The sequence below is a fragment of the Arthrospira sp. PCC 9901 genome, from assembly GCF_059013425.1.
This window is the reverse complement of record NZ_CP102296.1, coordinates 1343441-1361526: the sequence shown is the minus strand read 5'-3', so window position 1 is coordinate 1361526 and position 18086 is coordinate 1343441. Positions and strand designations below refer to the sequence as shown.

General features: G+C 44.1%; 13 protein-coding genes and 5 pseudogenes. 10 read left to right on the top strand and 8 right to left on the bottom strand.

Features of this window, described 5'->3' with window-relative positions; translation table 11 throughout:
- Window positions 1-135 precede the first annotated feature (135 nt).
- The 4 genes and pseudogenes from NLZ44_RS05935 to NLZ44_RS05920 all read right to left on the bottom strand — a co-directional run bounded on the left by NLZ44_RS05935 (window position 136) and on the right by NLZ44_RS05920 (window position 3975).
- Window positions 136-918, bottom strand: coding sequence for a hypothetical protein (locus NLZ44_RS05935; protein WP_493752160.1), 783 nt, complete (start codon window positions 916-918; stop codon window positions 136-138).
- Window positions 919-1383: 465 nt separating this feature from the next.
- Window positions 1384-1719, bottom strand: a pseudogene (locus tag NLZ44_RS05930) (Rpn family recombination-promoting nuclease/putative transposase); the annotation flags it as partial.
- A gap of 177 nt (window positions 1720-1896) precedes the next feature.
- Entirely contained in the window at window positions 1897-2790 is an 894-nt protein-coding gene (locus NLZ44_RS05925) for an Rpn family recombination-promoting nuclease/putative transposase (protein ID WP_493752159.1), read from the bottom strand.
- A 363-nt stretch (window positions 2791-3153) separates the two neighbouring features.
- Complete coding sequence (locus NLZ44_RS05920) at window positions 3154-3975, bottom strand: Rpn family recombination-promoting nuclease/putative transposase (RefSeq protein ID WP_006626293.1); 822 nt, start codon at window positions 3973-3975, stop codon at window positions 3154-3156.
- 113 nt (window positions 3976-4088) lie between these two features.
- Here NLZ44_RS05920 and NLZ44_RS05915 point away from each other — a divergent pair.
- Window positions 4089-4526, top strand: a pseudogene (locus NLZ44_RS05915) (PmbA/TldA family metallopeptidase); the annotation flags it as partial.
- 883 nt (window positions 4527-5409) lie between these two features.
- Window positions 5410-6369 (top strand): annotated as a pseudogene (locus NLZ44_RS05910) (TldD/PmbA family protein); the annotation flags it as partial.
- A gap of 15 nt (window positions 6370-6384) precedes the next feature.
- On the opposite strand, the gene NLZ44_RS05905 reads toward NLZ44_RS05910, so the two are convergent.
- The gene (locus tag NLZ44_RS05905) at window positions 6385-8142 is read right to left on the bottom strand and encodes a TPM domain-containing protein (RefSeq protein ID WP_493752158.1); all 1758 of its coding nucleotides are present in this window, start codon (window positions 8140-8142) and stop codon (window positions 6385-6387) included.
- A 104-nt stretch (window positions 8143-8246) separates the two neighbouring features.
- Here NLZ44_RS05905 and NLZ44_RS05900 point away from each other — a divergent pair, with 104 nt between their 5' ends.
- Window positions 8247-8453 carry a hypothetical protein gene (locus tag NLZ44_RS05900; protein WP_493752157.1) on the top strand — a complete coding sequence of 69 codons (207 nt, stop codon included), beginning with the start codon at window positions 8247-8249 and terminating at the stop codon, window positions 8451-8453.
- 74 nt (window positions 8454-8527) lie between these two features.
- Here the strand turns inward: NLZ44_RS05900 and NLZ44_RS05895 are convergent, their stop codons facing one another.
- Window positions 8528-10237, bottom strand: a complete 1710-nt coding sequence (locus NLZ44_RS05895; RefSeq protein ID WP_493752156.1) for a TPM domain-containing protein — start codon at window positions 10235-10237, stop codon at window positions 8528-8530.
- Between the two features lie 104 nt (window positions 10238-10341).
- Here NLZ44_RS05895 and NLZ44_RS05890 point away from each other — a divergent pair, with 104 nt between their 5' ends.
- Complete coding sequence (locus NLZ44_RS05890; RefSeq protein ID WP_493752155.1) at window positions 10342-11112, top strand: LemA family protein; 771 nt, start codon at window positions 10342-10344, stop codon at window positions 11110-11112.
- Window positions 11113-11196: 84 nt separating this feature from the next.
- Here the strand turns inward: NLZ44_RS05890 and glpK are convergent, their stop codons facing one another.
- Complete coding sequence (gene glpK, locus NLZ44_RS05885) at window positions 11197-12714, bottom strand: glycerol kinase GlpK (RefSeq protein WP_006626298.1); 1518 nt, start codon at window positions 12712-12714, stop codon at window positions 11197-11199.
- A 124-nt stretch (window positions 12715-12838) separates the two neighbouring features.
- Between glpK and NLZ44_RS05880 the strand changes: the two genes are divergently transcribed.
- The 5 genes and pseudogenes from NLZ44_RS05880 (at window position 12839) to NLZ44_RS05860 (ending at window position 16850) form a co-directional block, all read left to right on the top strand.
- On the top strand, window positions 12839-13585 hold the full coding sequence (locus tag NLZ44_RS05880; RefSeq protein ID WP_006626299.1) for an RNA-guided endonuclease InsQ/TnpB family protein: 747 nt from the start codon (window positions 12839-12841) through the stop codon (window positions 13583-13585).
- A 161-nt stretch (window positions 13586-13746) separates the two neighbouring features.
- Window positions 13747-14142: pseudogene (locus tag NLZ44_RS05875) on the top strand (zinc ribbon domain-containing protein); the annotation flags it as partial.
- A 91-nt stretch (window positions 14143-14233) separates the two neighbouring features.
- Window positions 14234-14806, top strand: a complete 573-nt coding sequence (locus tag NLZ44_RS05870) for an LptA/OstA family protein (protein ID WP_493752154.1) — start codon at window positions 14234-14236, stop codon at window positions 14804-14806.
- Window positions 14807-14946: 140 nt separating this feature from the next.
- On the top strand, window positions 14947-15675 hold the full coding sequence (gene lptB, locus NLZ44_RS05865) for an LPS export ABC transporter ATP-binding protein (protein WP_035759721.1): 729 nt from the start codon (window positions 14947-14949) through the stop codon (window positions 15673-15675).
- Window positions 15672-16850 carry an LptF/LptG family permease gene (locus tag NLZ44_RS05860; protein ID WP_006669728.1) on the top strand — a complete coding sequence of 393 codons (1179 nt, stop codon included), beginning with the start codon at window positions 15672-15674 and terminating at the stop codon, window positions 16848-16850. The genes lptB and NLZ44_RS05860 overlap by 4 nt, the downstream gene beginning before the upstream one ends.
- 164 nt (window positions 16851-17014) lie before the next feature.
- Here the strand turns inward: NLZ44_RS05860 and NLZ44_RS05855 are convergent.
- Window positions 17015-17494, bottom strand: a pseudogene (locus tag NLZ44_RS05855) (nuclease/transposase family protein); the annotation flags it as partial.
- Window positions 17495-17589: 95 nt separating this feature from the next.
- Here NLZ44_RS05855 and NLZ44_RS05850 point away from each other — a divergent pair.
- The gene (locus NLZ44_RS05850) at window positions 17590-18060 is read left to right on the top strand and encodes a GNAT family N-acetyltransferase (RefSeq protein ID WP_006626305.1); all 471 of its coding nucleotides are present in this window, start codon (window positions 17590-17592) and stop codon (window positions 18058-18060) included.
- Window positions 18061-18086 lie beyond the last annotated feature (26 nt).

Sequence of the window (18086 nt, the reverse complement as noted above, 5' to 3'; positions counted from 1 at the left end):
GGGGTGCGAACTTCATGGGCGATCGCCTGTAATAATTCTGCCTGGGATTGTCTAATAGTGTAGTCGGTCCCGACTGATGACCCAACTGTTAATAGGTTTTCAGGTGATTGGGGAACAACTACGGTTTCGGAGGGGTTAGTTTTTGGCTGGGTTGGGCGATCGCGATGGTAGGGCTGAGTTTTGCAGCAGCAAACGGCTAAACTGGGTCACAGTTTGATAATGGGGGGCGACTGGGGGAAATTGTGAGGCGATCGCATCTAGTTGAGTAATATAATGGTGATCGTGACTGGGGACGGTTGAGGACTGTTTAACCATGCGTTGGCGCAACAGCAACAGCGATCGCTTGACTAGATCTGGATCAAAAGAAAACAAAAACGCCGGATCGTTAGCAGGATTAACCCCTAACACCATCACTAGGCTAAATTCGGCGGTCAAGACTAAACAAAATCTCTCCCCCATAAGTGGATCGTCTCCAGATAAGGGAAAAGCTGACTGAAAGGGTAACTGATTAATTTTTTCTGCACAAACGGGAATATCCCCCTTGTGGGATGCGGGTAATAACCGAAATCCCCTTTCTCTTCCCCATACTGATCCTACAGACCCGAATTGCGATTCACAGGTCAAAATTAGGGTAGTGAAATCACTCGCTAGACGGGGATTCATTAATACCGGAGATGGACCAGAGATGACATAACCACGATGGGAATAAGGTGGGGGAATATCGCTGATCAGTTGATTGTCATTGGTTGATGAAATTCTCGGATATCTGGGGGGGGTCACTTCTAGGAATTGATTTAAGCTACGAATAGCCCCATACCAGTCAGCTTCGGCTTTCTGGCGGGAATAACGACTGCGATCGCCTATTAGGGCTTCACTAGCTAAAATTTCGCTTAAAGTTGCTACACTAAAATCACTCATAGCTTTCTCTCCATCGTTTCCGATTGATTAGCGCCATTCATATAATTACCCTGACTCTGGAAAATGAAATACTGAATATGGGTTAACTTATCCTATTTTCAGCATATCTGCTATTATGCTCCAGTAGATTCGTAGAACCGAACCCGTCACGCCGTAGAAACCGTTCGTTATCCTATTCCCCTCAGCCAGAACCTACCACTACACTGATTCACTCCACCAACAATTAAACTTCTATCAATTTTGACTAAAATTTACCCGCCACGACGGATATTAGTAATTATCAGTATGATTCAATTTAAAAGTATGTTGAATTGGCGCGACAGCTAAGGGTAAGATGGCGGCGATCGCTTGCCAATTCTTACCCAGTTTTACCTAAACAACAGCTTTTCGGGATATTTATTTGATAGGTAATCGGTTCCCTATTTTGACCCAAAACCCTGGTTAATTAATAGTGATTGGCAAATTTTACCCCTCATTAGAATCTTCTAAAATCGGCAGAATTTCATCAATAGGTAAGCCTAAAATTTCGGCGATCGCTTCCGAAGCATAACCCAGGTTATTCAAACGTAGGACAATGTTTCGCGTGATTTCTTCGCGACCTTCCTGGCGACCTTCTAGGCGACCTTCCTGGAGACCTTCCTGGAGACCTTCTAGGCGACCTTCTAGGCGACCTTCTAGGCGACCTTCCTGGAGACCTTCCGTAAAGGCTTCTTGATAGAAACGAGTTTGTTTTAAATCAGTTAATCCTAACATTCTAGCAATCTCCTCGCGACTAGCTTGGGGTAGTTTATAGACTACAATAATGCCGGGTGATGTTTTACTGCTTACGATGCAGTCATAGCTAAGGGTAAGATGGCGGCGATCGCTTGCCAATTCTTACCCTACCGAAAAAACAGGTTTTCGGGATATTTATTTAATAGGTAATCGGTTCCCTGTTTTTACCCAAAAACCTGGTTAATTAATAGTGATTTGCAAATTTTACCCCTTATGAGAATCTTCTAAAATCGGCAGAATTTCATCAACAGGTAAGCCTAAAATTTCGGCGATCGCTTCCGAAGCATAACCCAGGTTATTCAAACGTAGGACAATGTTTCGCGTGATTTCTTCGCGACCTTCCTGGCGACCTTCCTGGAGACCTTCCTGGAGACCTTCTAGGCGACCTTCCTGGCGACCTTCCTGGAGACCTTCCTGGAGACCTTCTAGGCGACCTTCCTGGAGACCTTCCGTAAAGGCTTCTTGATAGAAACGAGTTTGTTTTAAATCAGTTAATCCTAACATTCTAGCAATCTCCTCGCGACTAGCTTGGGGTAGTTTATAGACTACAATAGTTTCGATTAAATCAATGATATCGCGTCTCAGGGGGGCTGGTGGGAGTATTTGTTGAGCTTGTTCAATCAGTTGTTGGGCTGATTCTATAGCTACAGACTCCGATGCGACTACTAACTTAATGATACCTACCCCTAAGCCGTTTTCGCCTTCCAACTCGTCTAGGTAAATGCGGGTCACTGCTTCTGAGTTGAGAATTTGGCTAAAGTGTTGAGACTTTTCGCGCTCTGTGTTACGGTTAGGGTAGATGACTACAACTCTCCAGGGGTAAGGGGGTTGATACTGTCGCAGATAGAGGAAAAGTTCCGCAAAAATCCGATAGTACAGGTCATCGTCCGGTTGAAATTGTACTTCCGTAAGATAAAAGGGTTGGCTAGGGTTGTCGGTACTGGGAAAGAATAACCCGTCTAAGCGAAAGGCGAGTTGTTTGACTTCTAGGTTGGTGAATTGATATTGATCAGCTTCTGTGGGAGGAAGGTTCAGCAGTTCAAAGAAGCTGCGCGGGTATTGTTGGAAGATGCGGTAAAATATGCTATCGGTTTTCACTGGCTTATGGCGAGATTGGTGATCGGAAATTCATTGAACCCTGGCAAATGGGTTGATATGACTCTAATAATGCTATAGTAACACCTACTGATTGATAGAAACGAGTTTGTTTTAAATCAGTTAATCCTAACATTCTAGCAATCTCCTGGCGACTAGCTTGGGGTAGTTTATAGACTACAATAATGCCGGGTGATGTTTTGCTGCTTACGATGCAGTCATAGCTAAGGGTAAGATGGCGGCGATCGCTTGCCAATTCTTACCCAGTTTTACCTAAACAACAGCTTTTCGGGATATTTATTTGATAGGTAATCGGTTCCCTATTTTGACCCAAAACCCTGGTTAATTAATAGTGATTGGCAAATTTTACCCCTCATTAGAATCTTCTAAAATCGGCAGAATTTCATCAATAGGTAAGCCTAAAATTTCGGCGATCGCTTCCGAAGCATAACCCAGGTTATTCAAACGTAGGACAATGTTTCGCGTGATTTCTTCGCGACCTTCTAGGCGACCTTCCTGGCGACCTTCCTGGAGACCTTCCGTAAAGGCTTCTTGATAGAAACGAGTTTGTTTTAAATCAGTTAATCCTAACATTCTAGCAATCTCCTCGCGACTAGCTTGGGGTAGTTTATAGACTACAATAGTTTCGATTAAATCAATGATATCGCGTCTCAGGGGGGCTGGTGGGAGTATTTGTTGAGCTTGTTCAATCAGTTGTTGGGCTGATTCTATAGCTACAGACTCCGATGCGACTACTAACTTAATGATACCTACCCCTAAGCCGTTTTCGCCTTCCAACTCGTCTAGGTAAATGCGGGTCACTGCTTCCGAGTTGAGAATTTGGCTAAAGTGTTGAGACTTTTCACGCTCAGTGTTACGGTTAGGGTAGATGACTACAACTCTCCAGGGGTAAGGGGGTTGATACTGTCGCAGATAGAGGAAAAGTTCGGCAAAAATCCGATAGTACAGGTCATCGTCCGGTTGAAATTGTACTTCCGTCAGATAAAAGGGTTGGCTAGGGTTGTCGGTACTGGGAAAGAATAACCCGTCTAAGCGAAAGGCGAGTTGTTTGACTTCTAGGTTGGTGAATTGATATTGATCAGCTTCTGTGGGAGGAAGGTTCAGCAGTTCAAAGAAGCTGCGCGGGTATTGTTGGAAGATGCGGTAAAATATGCTATCGGTTTTCACTGGCTTATGGCGAGATTGGTGATCGGAAATTCATTGAACCCTGGCAAATGGGTTGATATGACTCTAATAATGTTATAGTAACACCTACTGATTCATCAATATTGTTATCTATTATGAACACTACCTTTGCAGATGTCAAAACTATACTCCAGGATTTAATTACCCGCTATCGTCATCGGGTGGATTATTTAGCGATCCGAATTGAGGAATCAGAGGAAACTAATATTTTATTAAGGGGCGATCGCATTGAAACTTTGAGCGAGGGTTTGTCTTTAGGGGGACAGGTACGCGCTTGTTATCGAGGCGGTTGGGGTTTTGCTAGTTTTAATGATTTATCTAAGCTAGAAGACCGGATTCAAGAATCAATTATGGCCGCGCGATTAATTGGTACTGAAGAAACTATCCTCGCGCCAATTCCGATTATTGAAGATAGCTATATTTTACCGCTGACCGGTTCCGATCCTCGTCATATTCCCCTGTCGGACAAAAAGACATTATGCGATCGCTATGGAGAAATTCTCCGCAGTGTTGATGACAAAATCACCACCATTGTGCGAGACGTTTAGGAGTCAAATAAGGCTGCAATGCCTGAAATAACCTCCTAGTGGGACTTTCACCCCTTGGTGAAATATAAGGGACTCGTACCCTGACCATCCCATAACTGTTTATATGTCCCAACGTTTGGTATAGAAATATACAAAACAAGGCAGGGAACTCAAGGTCAAAACGCCCAACTGGAAATATTAATGATTCCTTAACAATTGCGTTGAGAGTAACGGCGATAGCCACCCCCAGTTTTGGGAATCATAACCCCAGGATTGAAGCGGGGAACGGAAGGCGTGAAGTAGAACCTACTACCAAATGCGACCACTGCCAACCATCCATGATTAGGGAAACCGAATGTCCGGCTTGAACCATCGTAATGATTTAGCAGCGAAACAGGTTGATACGCTGCGTTCAAAAGAGCAAGGGGAAAAGTAGGGTAATCATGACATCACCTACACAGACTTTTAAAAGTACCCCGGTGGAGAGGACAAATCTAAAGATGGAATGCCCGTATAAACGGAACGTTTAAACCCCTTTTAGGCTCTCAAGTGGCAGGATGTACCTGCGGAGTAGTGAAAGTGTAAGCGTATACCTTTAAGGGGAAAGGATGTGACTGAAAGCCAATGCCTAACTGTAATGGTTAGGATATGCCCACTAGTCACGGTGTGGATATAGAGACTGCGACAATTAGGAGTGTTTACGACGAAAGCGAGTTTAAACACTACGATGTTGTATTTAGCTCCAAAAGTTGAAATCACAAAAGCAGGGAGTCGTTACCCTGTTCCCGATGTCAAAAGGGGTATCCACATCAGGAGCCGTGTGATGTGAAAGTATCAAGCACGGTTTTGAATTGGAGTTGGGGAAGGCGACTTCCCTTTCGACCATAACTCTGTTAGCTATAATGATAGCACTCAACGGATGCTCCTAGCTACCTCTGAGGGGACTTTACTAGAACAGGGTTGGGTAGATATGGAAATGCGTTTTGCCGCCACAGCGCGCCACGGAGAAACCGTCCAGACCGGACGAGAAACCACAGGTTCCAGAACAGCCTATGAAGACCTAACCCAACTTGATCATCAGGTTCGCAGCGCCGCCAAACGGGCTGTTAATTCTCTTAATTTACCTCCCGTCCGGGGCAATATTTACACTGTAGTTATTGACCCAATTTTGTCAGGTTTATTCGTTCATGAAGCCTTTGGGCATCTTTCAGAAGCAGATATGGCTTACGAAAATCCTGACCTGTTGGAAGTCATGACTTTAGGGCGAGAATTTGGGCCGGAAAACCTCCAAATTTTTGATGGTGCATCCCCAGCAGGACATCGGGGTAGTTATTTTTATGATGATGAAGGAACCCCCGCTACTAAAACTCAATTAATCCAAGATGGGCGATTAGTCGGACGGCTACACTCCCGCGAAACTGCTGGTAAATTAGGAGAAAATCCCACCGGAAATGCTCGTTGTTTAAATTACCATTATCCCCCTTTAGTACGGATGACTAACACTTGGATTGAACGGGGAAATACTCCCGTCGAGGATTTGTTTAGTGAGATTAAATTGGGGGTTTATGCACGGAATTGGTTGGGGGGAATGACTAACGGCGAAATGTTTACTTTTAGTGCTGGAGAAGCCTGTATGATTCGCAATGGAAAATTAGCGGAACCTGTCCGGGATGTTACCCTATCTGGTAATGTGTTTACCACTTTGGCAGATATTGAGGAAATTGGTGATGATTTCTATTGGGATGAGTCGGGAGGTTGTGGAAAAGGAGGTCAAAATGGGCTACCTGTAGGCTGTGGTGGTCCTAGTTTGCGTATCCGTAATGTGGTTGTGGGAGGAGAAGCATCATAAATTAATTAAAAGCCTCTAAAAGCCTCTACCAGCACCACCCCCACCACTACTACCCCCACCAAAACTCCCACCACCACCACTACTGCTACCACCACTACTGCTACCACCACTACTACTGGAGGATGATGATAAGCGGGGAATTGTGTGGTCGGTTTTTTTCTTGTAGTTGCAACATTCACATTGATAGCTAATCCGTCGGAGTCCTGTACTATATTGAGTGGGTGAGACGACGGTTTGTGATGTGCTGGTTACGGTTAATTCTTTACCAATAGGACATTCTGAATATTGATTTCCGGGGTTGTTAACGTAGGCTTTTAGATAGATAGTATCGCGACTCAGTGCGCCTACTTCAGGACTCCACCACGCCTCAAAACTAACACTTCCGAGTTTTTCGGCTACCTGTTCATGGTCTGTTAATAGGGGTTGGAGTTCTGCTGGTTCTAAGGGTTCTAGGAAAACTTCTGAATCAGTATTATAAACAGGACGCAATGAATGCTGATTTTGGTTATTTTTAAAACGCCATTTAATTAATTTAAAACCCATTGAAAAACAGCCCAAAAAACTAATCATAGATGTTATAATTATCCCGGCTTTTATGATTCCAAATTGATTTGTTAATTCTTCTGAAAATATAGGGATATAGTTCCATAGGTTTTGGTGGTATGTTGACCACAAAAATAAACCTACTAACACTAGAGCTAAAACTAAAAAAATACGGGCGATTGATGCTGGATTTAGGCGCTGATCAATGGTCATAATTACTACTAAGATATTAATAGCGATCGCCTCCCAAAAAAATACTCCCCAGCCTGATGCTAATATAAACGTCAGGAAAAATATACCTAGCATTATCGAGATCGGCAATATTTTTAGAGCTGGGATTAAGGTATTAGATTTATACGCCAGGATTATAAACAATATAGCTATCACAGCCACCCCTGAAAATAGAGCTAATTGTGGGGTTCGATACAACATCCATAATACGGGGATAGCAGTTAAGGCAAATAATACACAAAATATACCTAAGCGGACATAAGTATAAGCGCCAGTTTCACTGGGGTCAAATGTTGTAATCCGCTGATAGTCTCCAGGCTTAACCAAAATAGGTTTTTGGGCTTCACGGCTGGCTAAATTATAAAAAGTACATGATAATAACCCGGCTGAACCTGTCAAAAACCAAACTAAATTAGGGATATCTATAGGGGGTTGAAGGCTGGAATCAAAAACCTGGTATTCTACGGCTTGAATTAAGGCTTGAGTTCCGGCTAAAATGCCATCATTAAAATTATCATTTCTTAAATAAGGAACTACATGATTATCAAGAATTCGCCCGACTCTCGCATCAGGTAAAACTCTCTCAATACCGTATCCGGTCTCAATTTCTACACGGCGATCGCCTACAGATGTTAAAAATAAAAGACCGTTATCTTGACCCTGTTTACCAATTCCCCAATGATTAAATAGTGCAGTGGTAAAGGCTTTAGGGGAAGGATAAGACCCGGTTTCAGGAACTGTCACCACAGCAATTTCGGTCCCGTTTTTTTCTTCGAGTTCAAAAATCATCTGATTTAATCGGTCTTCTGTTTCATTGCTGAGAACATTCGCCATATCTGTCACCCATCCCCCATATACTTCTCGAGGATTAGGAACTTCTGAGGGAGTGAGACTATAACTGACGGAAGGCTGTGATATCAGGATGATGCTAAAACAGAGAATTCCTAAGCACCATACTCCTAAAATGCGACCGTAGCGCTGGATACTGTTAATTTTCATAATTCCAGGTTAACTCATCAGCAAGTTATGTGATATTATAAGGACTGACAATCAGCAAAGGAGCAATTATTTAAGAAAACTTAATTTTTGGGGGAGGAAGATTGATGAATGATGCTGCTGATAGCAATATTCCCGAAAGACTCGCGCCAGAAGTGTTAGAAGTGGCTTCTCGGTTGTATCAGGAAGCTATTGATAGTTATTCGATCGCCGAACTCCAGGAAGCGGGTGCGGAGGTTTCTATTCCGCCAGAATTTATCGAAAAGATGAGTCGGGAGGTTGTGGAAAAGGGGGTCAAAATGGGCTACCTGTAGGCTGTGGTGGTCCTAGTTTGCGTATCCGTAATGTGGTTGTGGGAGGAGAAGCATCATAAATTAATTAAAAGCCTCTAAAAGTCACTACCACCCCCACCCCCACCACTACTACCCCCACCAAAACTCCCACCACTACTACTACTACCCCCACCAAAACTGCCACCACCACTACCGCTACTTCCACCACTACTGGAGGATGATGATAAGCTGGGAATTGTGTGGTCGGTTTTTGTATTGTAGTTGCAACATTCACATTGATAGGTAATCCGTAGGAGTCCTGTACTATATTGAGTGGGTGAGACGACGGTTTGTGATGTGCTGGTTACGGTTAATTCTTTACCAATAGGACATTCTGAATGGCTGGGCTTGTTAACGTAGGCTTTTAGATAGATAGTATCGCGACTCAGTGCGCCTACTTCAGGACTCCACCACGCCTCAAAACTAACATTTCCGAGTTTGGCGGCTACCTGTTCATGGTCTGTTAATAGGGGTTGGAGTTCTGCGGTTTCTAAGGGTTCTAGGAAAACTTGTGAATCAGTATTATAAACAGGACGGAATGAACGCTGATTTTTGTTTTTCTTAAAACGCCATTCAATGAGTTGAGAACTGATGGTAAAACAGCCAATCAAACTAATTAGAGATGTGATAATTATTCCCGATTTAATTATGCCAATCCATGATTCTTGATAGGATATTAACCACCCTATTAACCAAAAAATTAACCCAAAAATTAACCAAAAAAAGAAACCTATGGACAAAATACCTACACAGAATGCCATAATGATGAGCTGATAAATTTTGGTGGGCTGATGAATTTTGGTGGGCTGATGAATTTTGGTGGGCCGATTAATTTTGGTCATTGATACTAAGATAGTTTTATACGCTTTTTTATACGCTTTACCCACCAGGTTTATAAACAATATAGCTATCAGAGCCACTGAAAACACCCCTGAAAATGGAGCTAATTGTGGGGTTCGATACAACATCCATAATACGGGGATAGCAGTTAAGGCAAATAATACACAAAATATACCTAAGCGGACATAAGTATAAGCGCCAGTTTCACTGGGGTCAAATGTTGTAATCCGCTGATAGTCTCCAGGCTTAACCAAAATAGGTTTTTGGGCTTCACGGCTGGCTAAATTATAAAAAGTACATGATAATAACCCGGCTGAACCTGTCAAAAACCAAACTAAATTAGGGATATCTATAGGGGGTTGAAGGCTGGCATCAAAAACGTGGTATTCTACGGCTTGAATTAAGGCTTGAGTTCCGGCTAAAATGCCATCATTAAAATTATCATTTCTTAAATAAGGAACTACATGATTATCAAGAATTCGCCCGACTCTCGCATCAGGTAAAACTCTCTCAATACCGTATCCGGTCTCAATTTCTACACGGCGATCGCCTACAGATGTTAAAAATAAAAGACCGTTATCTTGACCCTGTTTACCAATTCCCCAATGATTAAATAGTGCAGTGGTAAAGGCTTTAGGGGAAGGATAAGACCCGGTTTCAGGAACTGTCACCACAGCAATTTCGGTCCCGTTTTTTTCTTCGAGTTCAAAAATCATCTGATTTAATCGGTCTTCTGTTTCATTGCTGAGAACATTCGCCATATCTGTCACCCATCCCCCATATACTTCTTGAGGATTAGGAACTTCTGAGGGAGTGAGACTATAACTGACGGAAGGCTGTGATATCAGGATGATGCTAAAACAGAGAATTCCTAAGCACCATACTCCTAAAATGCGACCGTAGCGCTGGATACTGTTAATTTTCATAATTCCAGGTTAACTCATCAGCAAGTTATGTGATATTATAAGGACTGACAATCAGCAGAGGAGCAATTCTTTAAGAAAACTTAATTTTTGGGGGAGGAAGATTGATGAATGATGCTGCTGATAGCAATATTCCCGAAAGACTCGCGCCAGAAGTGTTAGAAGTGGCTTCTCGGTTGTATCAGGAAGCTATTGATAGTTATTCGATCGCCGAACTCCAGGAAGCGGGTGCGGAGGTTTCTATTCCGCCAGAATTTATCGAAAAAGCGATCGCCGAAATTGAGAAACAGCGCCAACTAGAAGCGATCGCCCAACAAAAAGCCACCCAACTTAAATCTGGGTTAACATTAGGGGGGATAGTTTTCGCAGTAGTAACGGTATTATGGACTATTGTTACTTATAATTTAATTTCAGCCAGGTATCAGCAAACCCAAGCATCCTGGAGTCAAGTAGAAAACCAACTCCAGCGGCGGGCTGATTTAATTCCGAATTTATTAGCTGTAACTCAAGCGCAAGCACAACACGAACAGCAAATTATTAACCTGTTAATTGAATCGAGGGAACAGTTTTTACAAGCTAATTCCGCATCGGAAAAATTAGTAGCTAATGATGAAATGAATTTAGCGATTAGGCAATTTAATCAGTATGTAGTCAGCCAGCCTCAACTGGGTTCTTCCCCGGCTTTTATCGGTCTTATGGATGAATTAGCTGGGACAGAAAACCGCATAGCTACTGAAAGACAAAGATATAACCAAACTGTCCAAGAATATAATCAATACCTCCAACGTTTTCCTAACTCTATAGTTGCTTCTATTTTTGGTTTTGAGGAAAAGCCATTTTTTCGCGCTGAAAATACCCAGGTTCCTAAGATTGAATAAAAGCAGAAAGTCAACCGCCATCTAGTCAAAATTAATCCTATAGGAGGTTGACAAAATCGGATATTTATGATAAAAAAGGGATTTTTAATCAACCCAATTTTTAGCCCTACTGATGGCGCGTGTCCACATAATAAAATGATCGCGCGCCTGTGCGGAGCCTCCTCCGGGTTCAAATATGCGATCGACTTGGCGGCGAGAAATCAAATCCTGGTAACTATCCCAAAAACCGATCGCCAAACCCGCACCAAAAGCGGCCCCTTGGGCGGTAGCATCCAAAATGGCGGGACGTTCGACAGGAATACCCAACAAATCGGCTTGAAACTGCATCAAAAAATTATTTCGGGAAGCGCCGCCATCAACCTTCAGCAGAGAAATAGAAGTTTGACAATCCTTATTCATAGCTTCCACGACCTCACCGACTTGATAAGCGATCGACTCCAAAACCGATCGCACCAAATGTTGTCGCTGTACACCGCCAGTAATACCCATAAAAGCACCCCTAGCACTCATATCCCAGTGAGGGGCTCCCAAACCGCTGAGGGCTGGCACAAAATAAACCCCATTAGTATCATGAACCTGGCGACACAATCCCTCAGTTTCCGCCGCCGAATCAATCAATTTAATTCCATCTCGCAGCCATTGAATACAAGCGCCGGTGGTAAACATAGCCCCCTCCAGGGCATAATTTGCCGAAATCGGGCGGTCTCCCTGCTGTTGAGTCCATGCCATAGTAGACAAAAGTTGATTATGCGATCGCGTCAAAATCTCCCCAGTCTGAGAAATCAAAAAACATCCCGTCCCATAGGTACATTTCAACATCCCCGGCTGGTCGCAACCGTGAGCAAATAAAGCAGCCTGCTGGTCTCCCAAAATAGCCGTAATCGGAATTTCCACCCCCAATAGATTCGGGTCAGTTTTACCAAAAAAGCCGATACTGGGTTTAATTTCCGGCATGATATGGCGAGGAATACCAAACAAATCTAGCAAAACCGGACCCCAATCACCCCGATCCAAATTCATTAACATAGTGCGGCTGGCGTTGCTGTGGTCTGTAGCGTGAACCTTTCCCCCCGTAAGTTTCCATAGCGCCCAGGTATCCACAGTTCCGGCTAAGACATTATCCAAATTAACATGGGGCTTTTCTCGTTTTACCCAGTCAAGTAACCAAGCCAATTTAGTTGCCGAAAAATAGGCATCAACCACCAATCCTGTGCGTTCTTGAATTTCCTCAGCCTTTCCTTGCTCGGCTAATTCTCGGCATTTAGCAGCCGTGCGGCGATCCTGCCAAACGATCGCATTATGAAGAGGCTCTCCCGTCGTCTTATCCCACAACATACAGGTTTCGCGCTGCACCGTCAAACCAATAGCTTGCACTTGGGTCGGAGAAATCCCCGTATCCCGAAATACCCGTTGCATCATCTCTGACGTATCTTCCCAAATCTGTTGCGGGTCATGTTCCAACCAACCAGGTTGAGGATAATGTTGTGTAAGTTCTTTATAAGCCTGACCTGCGATGGAACCTTCAGCATTAAACAAAATCGCCCGATTGCCTGTTGTGCCTAAATCCAGGGCTAAAATATATTGAGTATTTAATGTAGTCATGAGCATTTCTTGGAAAAAACTTACGAAACTAGCACGATCATTTGAAAGCCCCATTGCTTCAGCGCGGGGATGAAAAACAACGGCGACTTTAGTCGCCTTAGGCTAGATGTGCTAACATCACAGCATGATTGTACTTGAGTTTAAGGCAAAAACCAAACCGCTACCAGCTTTAGCCATAGACGAGGCTATTCGGACGGCTCAATTCATCCGTAACAAAGCCTTGCGCTATTGGATGGATAACCAAGGGGTTGGCAGGTACGACCTCAGCCGACTCTGTAAAGAGTTAGCTGAGGAATTTCCTTTTGCCAGAAAACTCAACTCGATGGCTCGTCAAGCGGCAGGAGAACGCGCTTGGAATGCAATTAGCCGGTTCTTTGAGAACTGTAGGAAAGGCATCAAGCCAGTAGGGTATCCTAAGTTTAAGAAACACTCTCGTTCAGTAGAGTACAAAACCTCTGGCTGGAAGCTACTTGAACCTAAGCGTATTAAGTTTACAGATGGTTTTGCTATCGGCGAGTTGCGCTTGATTGGTAGCTATGATTTAGCCCATTATGACGAATCACAAATTAAGCGGGTTCGGCTAGTCCGTCGGGCGGATGGGTACTATGTTCAGTTCTGCATCAAAGCAGATTGTCGAGTGCAGACAAAACCCAGTCAAAAAGCTATTGGGATAGATATGGGACTGCGATATTTCATAGCCACCAGTGATGGCAGTGTAATAGAGGCACCTCAGTTCTACAGAAAAGCTGAAAAGCAGCTTAATCGTGCGAATCGGCGGAAATCTCGAAAGTTTCGTAAAGGAGCAAAACCTCAGTCCCAGAACTATCACAAGGCTAGGAATCGGTATGCTCGCGAGCATTTGAGAGCATGATTTAATCTCAAATTAGGTTAACATTTTACGGCAATACGGTATAATACCAAGTATGGTGCGAGACCTTCGGGTATGAAATAGAGCTGAAATGGGCGTGGGGACTACCCGGTGAGGACTTCAACCCCTTGGTTGATTGGGTCGCATCCCTGGCCATCCCATAACACAGCCTGATTTTTTTGCCCCCCTTCGAGACTTCCAATATGGTTGCCAAGGTGAAGCGTCTAATCAGGTCTAAGACTGCCCGCGCCATGCTGACATGGGCGCATTATCGATTCAAACTAACCCTGAGACATCAAGGGGAAATAACTGGAACCACAGTTGTAGATGTGACGGAAGAATACACCAGCAAAACCTGTACTCACTGTGGTCATGTCCATTCCCAGCTAGGTGGCTCAAAAGTGTTCCGATGTCCTGAGTGTGGGTTCACTCTACCACGGGACTGGAACGGTGCTTTGGGAATCTTTCTAAAAGCTTTGCGGGATACCGCCTCTGTTACCTTAACGGGTAATAGTGCTATCGTCGCATTGTCCGGGAACAACCGGAAAAATGTCGCGTAAATGTATCAGTTTCCAATATAGTCAGTGTTAATGCCATAATGAAACCGCCGGCCGTTATCAGGGTTCAATACTCCTATCGTCGTCCTCACACATGATCATGCTGATGAATAGATTACCCAAACACCTACAACTGCTATTGTGGAAACAGTCCGTGTCTGGCTGTAGTTCTGGTAGCCCCAAAATTACCCATGTACTGGGAGTTATAATAGCGATCGCCATCTTTCCATTTTTATCTACTGGGGGTATCTTCAGCCCGTATCCAGGTAACGCCCAAAGTCCCAGAGGTTCTGGTCAAGCCATGACTGTCCGTTCTGATATACAGGAAGCCGATGCTAACACCGGAATTGTCACCGCTAGGGGAAACGTACAAATAGACTACCCCGCCCGTCAAATTCAAGCCACCGCCGCCCAAGCCCAATACTTCAGCCAGGAACGTCGCATCATCCTGAGCGGGAATGTTTTAGTTTTACAAAATGGCAACACTATCCGAGGAGAAACCGTCACCTATCTAATTGATGAAGGGCGATTTATCGCCACTCCCCGCCAAGGCGGACAGGTCGAGTCAATTTATCTGCTTCCCGACAACACCAGCGAGCAAAACAACACTGCCGCTCAACCATTTAACCCCTTACCCGCCTTTCAAACCCCTTTAGGTTCCCCGTAGAATTCAACCTGATGGGTAATCAGGAATATAATCAGGAATATATTTCTGTTGCCTGTAATCTCTGTTGTCCGTTGCCTGATATAACTATCTATATCACCGTTAACAGCCGTCGCGCTATACTCAAATTTTGTCAAACAGCAATGAAAATCGTGCTGGAAAACATCCATAAGTCCTATGGAAAGCGCACTATTGTTAGTCGCGTGAATTTATCTATCTCCCAGGGAGAAATTGTCGGTTTACTGGGTCCGAATGGTGCCGGAAAAACCACCACCTTCTATATAGCCACTGGATTAGAAAAGCCGACCCAGGGGCGTATTTATCTTGACGATCGCAATATTACCCACCTACCGATACACAAACGGGCTAGACTAGGTATAGGGTATTTAGCCCAAGAAGCCAGTATTTTCCGACATCTAAGTGTCCGCGACAATATTCTGTTAATTCTCCAACAAACCCGTGTCCCCCGCCGTCTATGGGAACATAGGCTTAACAGTCTCTTGCAGGATTTTCGGTTAGAAAAAGTCGCTAACAACTTAGGCGTGCAAGTTTCCGGGGGTGAAAGACGCAGGACAGAATTAGCCCGCGCCTTAGCATCAGGGCCATTACCGCCCCATTTTTTGCTATTGGACGAACCCTTTGCGGGAGTTGACCCGATCGCCGTATCAGAGATGCAAGCCATTGTTGCCGATTTACGCGATCGGAATATGGGCATTTTAATTACCGATCATAATGTTCGCGAAACCCTCGCCATTACCGATCGCGCCTATATCATGAGAGACGGACAGATTTTTGCATCAGGGGTAGCAGAAGAACTTTACAACAATCCCCTAGTGCGACAGTATTACCTTGGCGATAGTTTTCAATTATGAAATTAAGCATTACCAAGTCTACACCTTCAACTCGATGGCTACTACCCAACCTATCGGTGTTAGATCGCTACATAATCCAAGAATTAATACCTCCCTTTATCTTTGGGGTAGGATTATTTACCTCAGTTGCTGTCACCGTCGGGACCGTATTTGAATTAGTCCGCCGCGTAGCAGAATCAGGACTTCCAGTCAGTGTAGCTTTTCAGGTATTCCTGTTAAAAATGCCTGATTTTATGGTCCTCGCCTTTCCCATGTCAATGATTTTAACCACATTGATGGTGTATGGGCGACTGTCTAGCGATAGTGAATTAATTGCCATTCGCAGTTGTGGCATTAGTCTTTATCGCCTCGTAATTCCCGCAATTATTTTTAGTTTTTTCGTCACCGGGATGACTTTCGCCTTTAATGAAATAATCGTACCAGCCGCCAACTTTCAGGCTACAATTACCCTGCAAAAAGCTCTCAATGAAGACGCACTAAATATCAGGTCAACTAACATCTTTTTCCCAGAATATGAAAGGGTAAGCGTCGAGGGTACTAACCGCCGCGTTAACGTTTTAAGGCGGCTTTTTTATGCCGAAGAATTTGCCGATGGCAAAATGTCAGGAGTCACCATTTTAGATCGTTCCCGCGCCGGAATCACCCAAATTATTTCATCAAGAACCGCCATTTGGAACCCCGAAGAAAGCACCTGGGATTTCTATAACGGCACCGTTTATATTGTAGACCCAGATGGTTCTTATCGTAATATTGCCCGCTTCGACCATAAACAATTATATCTTTCCCGTGTTCCCCTAGACTTAGCCAGCCAAGACCGCGACTATGGGGAAATGAATATCGCCCAAACCAAAGAATACTTAGAATTGATGAAACTCAGTGGCGATCAAGCCAAAATCCTCAAAACCAAAGTACGCATTCAACAAAAATACGCCCTTCCCTTTGTCTGTGTGGTGTTTGGACTGCTGGGGTCTTCCCTCGGTTCTCGTCCAGGACGCACCAACCGCGCCACCAGCTTCGGAATCAGCGTTATGATTATATTTGCCTATTATTTACTCTCTTTTATCACCGGTGCAATGGGCCAGAAAGGAATTCTTAGCCCGTTTATGGCAGCTTGGCTACCAACAATGTTGGGTTTAGGAGTATCTGGCTTTTTGTTGTACCGGAGTGCGGATTGACACTCCCCACTAAAGGCGTGCGGATTCCACATTCACAGACTCGCCGTTAGACAGCAGACTGGCGCCAACCGCCCAAGAGGACAAATCTCCTGAGCGCGTGAGTTCCGGTATGCCCTACCGTACTGAGTCCTAACTTGAAAATGTTGATAGCGGCATTGATATCTCTGTCGCACTAATCGCACTCGCTTAATTTGCTTGATGTCATAGTAATTAAGGTCGTAAGTTCCCTTGAGCTTCAGAGTTCCGATTCCTTTCCGGTCTGAGAAGGTAATCGCTTTTCGAGTCTCTGACAGCTTCCACCCAGATGATTTGTATTCAACTGAACGGCAATTCTTTTTAAATTTAGGGAAACCTTTTTTACCCTTAATGTTCTTCTTGCAGTTGTCGTAAAATCGGGCTATGGCAGACCAAGAACGTTCCGCAGCCGATTGTCTAGCCATTGAGTTGAGTTCATTGGCAAAAGGAAACTCAGCCGCCAATACTGCACAATATTTATTCAATGCGTACTTGTCTACCTTGATGTCTTTGTTGTCCATCCAGTAGCGCAAGCACTTGTTTTGAATAAATTGGCTAGTACGAATGGCTTCGTCTATGGCTTGATATTGCTTGTCTTTCCCTTTGACTTTGAACTCGTATACAATCATGGCATGAACCATTTGCAAGTTACCTTATCTTAGCACACGCATAAAGTCGTCCTATAAGGACGAGGTTAATGACCCAATTTTTTGATAATTAATCAATGACCACAACTCCCAATTTTGTTACCTCCCAGATTACCATTCGTCCCTACCGCGATCGCGACTGGCAACAAGTCTGTCAAGTTCACGATCGCGCCCAACCCGCCGAATTTGCCGGTTCTTGTGATTTAAGAGGGATGCGACCCCTGTCAGAAAATCCCTATATCGCCCGTATTTTCCCCCTCTGTCGCAAGTTTGTCGCCTGTGATGGCAAAAAAGTCATTGGGATTATGGCAATCTACCAAGGCTATATTATCCTGTTGTACATCGATCCAGATTATCAACACCAAGGTATCGGATGCCGTCTTTTGCGTTTGGCGATTAATTTAATCGGTTCCCCAGCCTGGACTATTGTCATGGCGGGGAATAAAAACGCCATTCGGTTTTATGAAAAAGCCGGATTTGTCAAAGTCGAAACCTTTGAAAATACTGTTTCTGGCTATCCCTGTACCTTTGTCCGTATGAAACGCTAAACCCGCCGGTCCGCAGTTAACTTCTA

Bases quoted from the DNA above. Each gene is read 5' to 3' on its own strand.
- NLZ44_RS05935 (WP_493752160.1), bottom strand. From the start codon at position 918: ATGAGTGATTTTAGTGTAGCAACTTTAAGCGAAATTTTAGCTAGTGAA.
- NLZ44_RS05905 (WP_493752158.1), bottom strand. From the start codon at position 8,142: ATGAAAATTAACAGTATCCAGCGCTACGGTCGCATTTTAGGAGTATGG.
- NLZ44_RS05900 (WP_493752157.1), top strand. From the start codon at position 8,247: ATGAATGATGCTGCTGATAGCAATATTCCCGAAAGACTCGCGCCAGAA.
- NLZ44_RS05895 (WP_493752156.1), bottom strand. From the start codon at position 10,237: ATGAAAATTAACAGTATCCAGCGCTACGGTCGCATTTTAGGAGTATGG.
- NLZ44_RS05890 (WP_493752155.1), top strand. From the start codon at position 10,342: ATGAATGATGCTGCTGATAGCAATATTCCCGAAAGACTCGCGCCAGAA.
- glpK (WP_006626298.1), bottom strand. From the start codon at position 12,714: ATGACTACATTAAATACTCAATATATTTTAGCCCTGGATTTAGGCACA.
- NLZ44_RS05880 (WP_006626299.1), top strand. From the start codon at position 12,839: ATGATTGTACTTGAGTTTAAGGCAAAAACCAAACCGCTACCAGCTTTA.
- NLZ44_RS05870 (WP_493752154.1), top strand. From the start codon at position 14,234: ATGATCATGCTGATGAATAGATTACCCAAACACCTACAACTGCTATTG.
- lptB (WP_035759721.1), top strand. From the start codon at position 14,947: ATGAAAATCGTGCTGGAAAACATCCATAAGTCCTATGGAAAGCGCACT.
- NLZ44_RS05860 (WP_006669728.1), top strand. From the start codon at position 15,672: ATGAAATTAAGCATTACCAAGTCTACACCTTCAACTCGATGGCTACTA.
- NLZ44_RS05850 (WP_006626305.1), top strand. From the start codon at position 17,590: ATGACCACAACTCCCAATTTTGTTACCTCCCAGATTACCATTCGTCCC.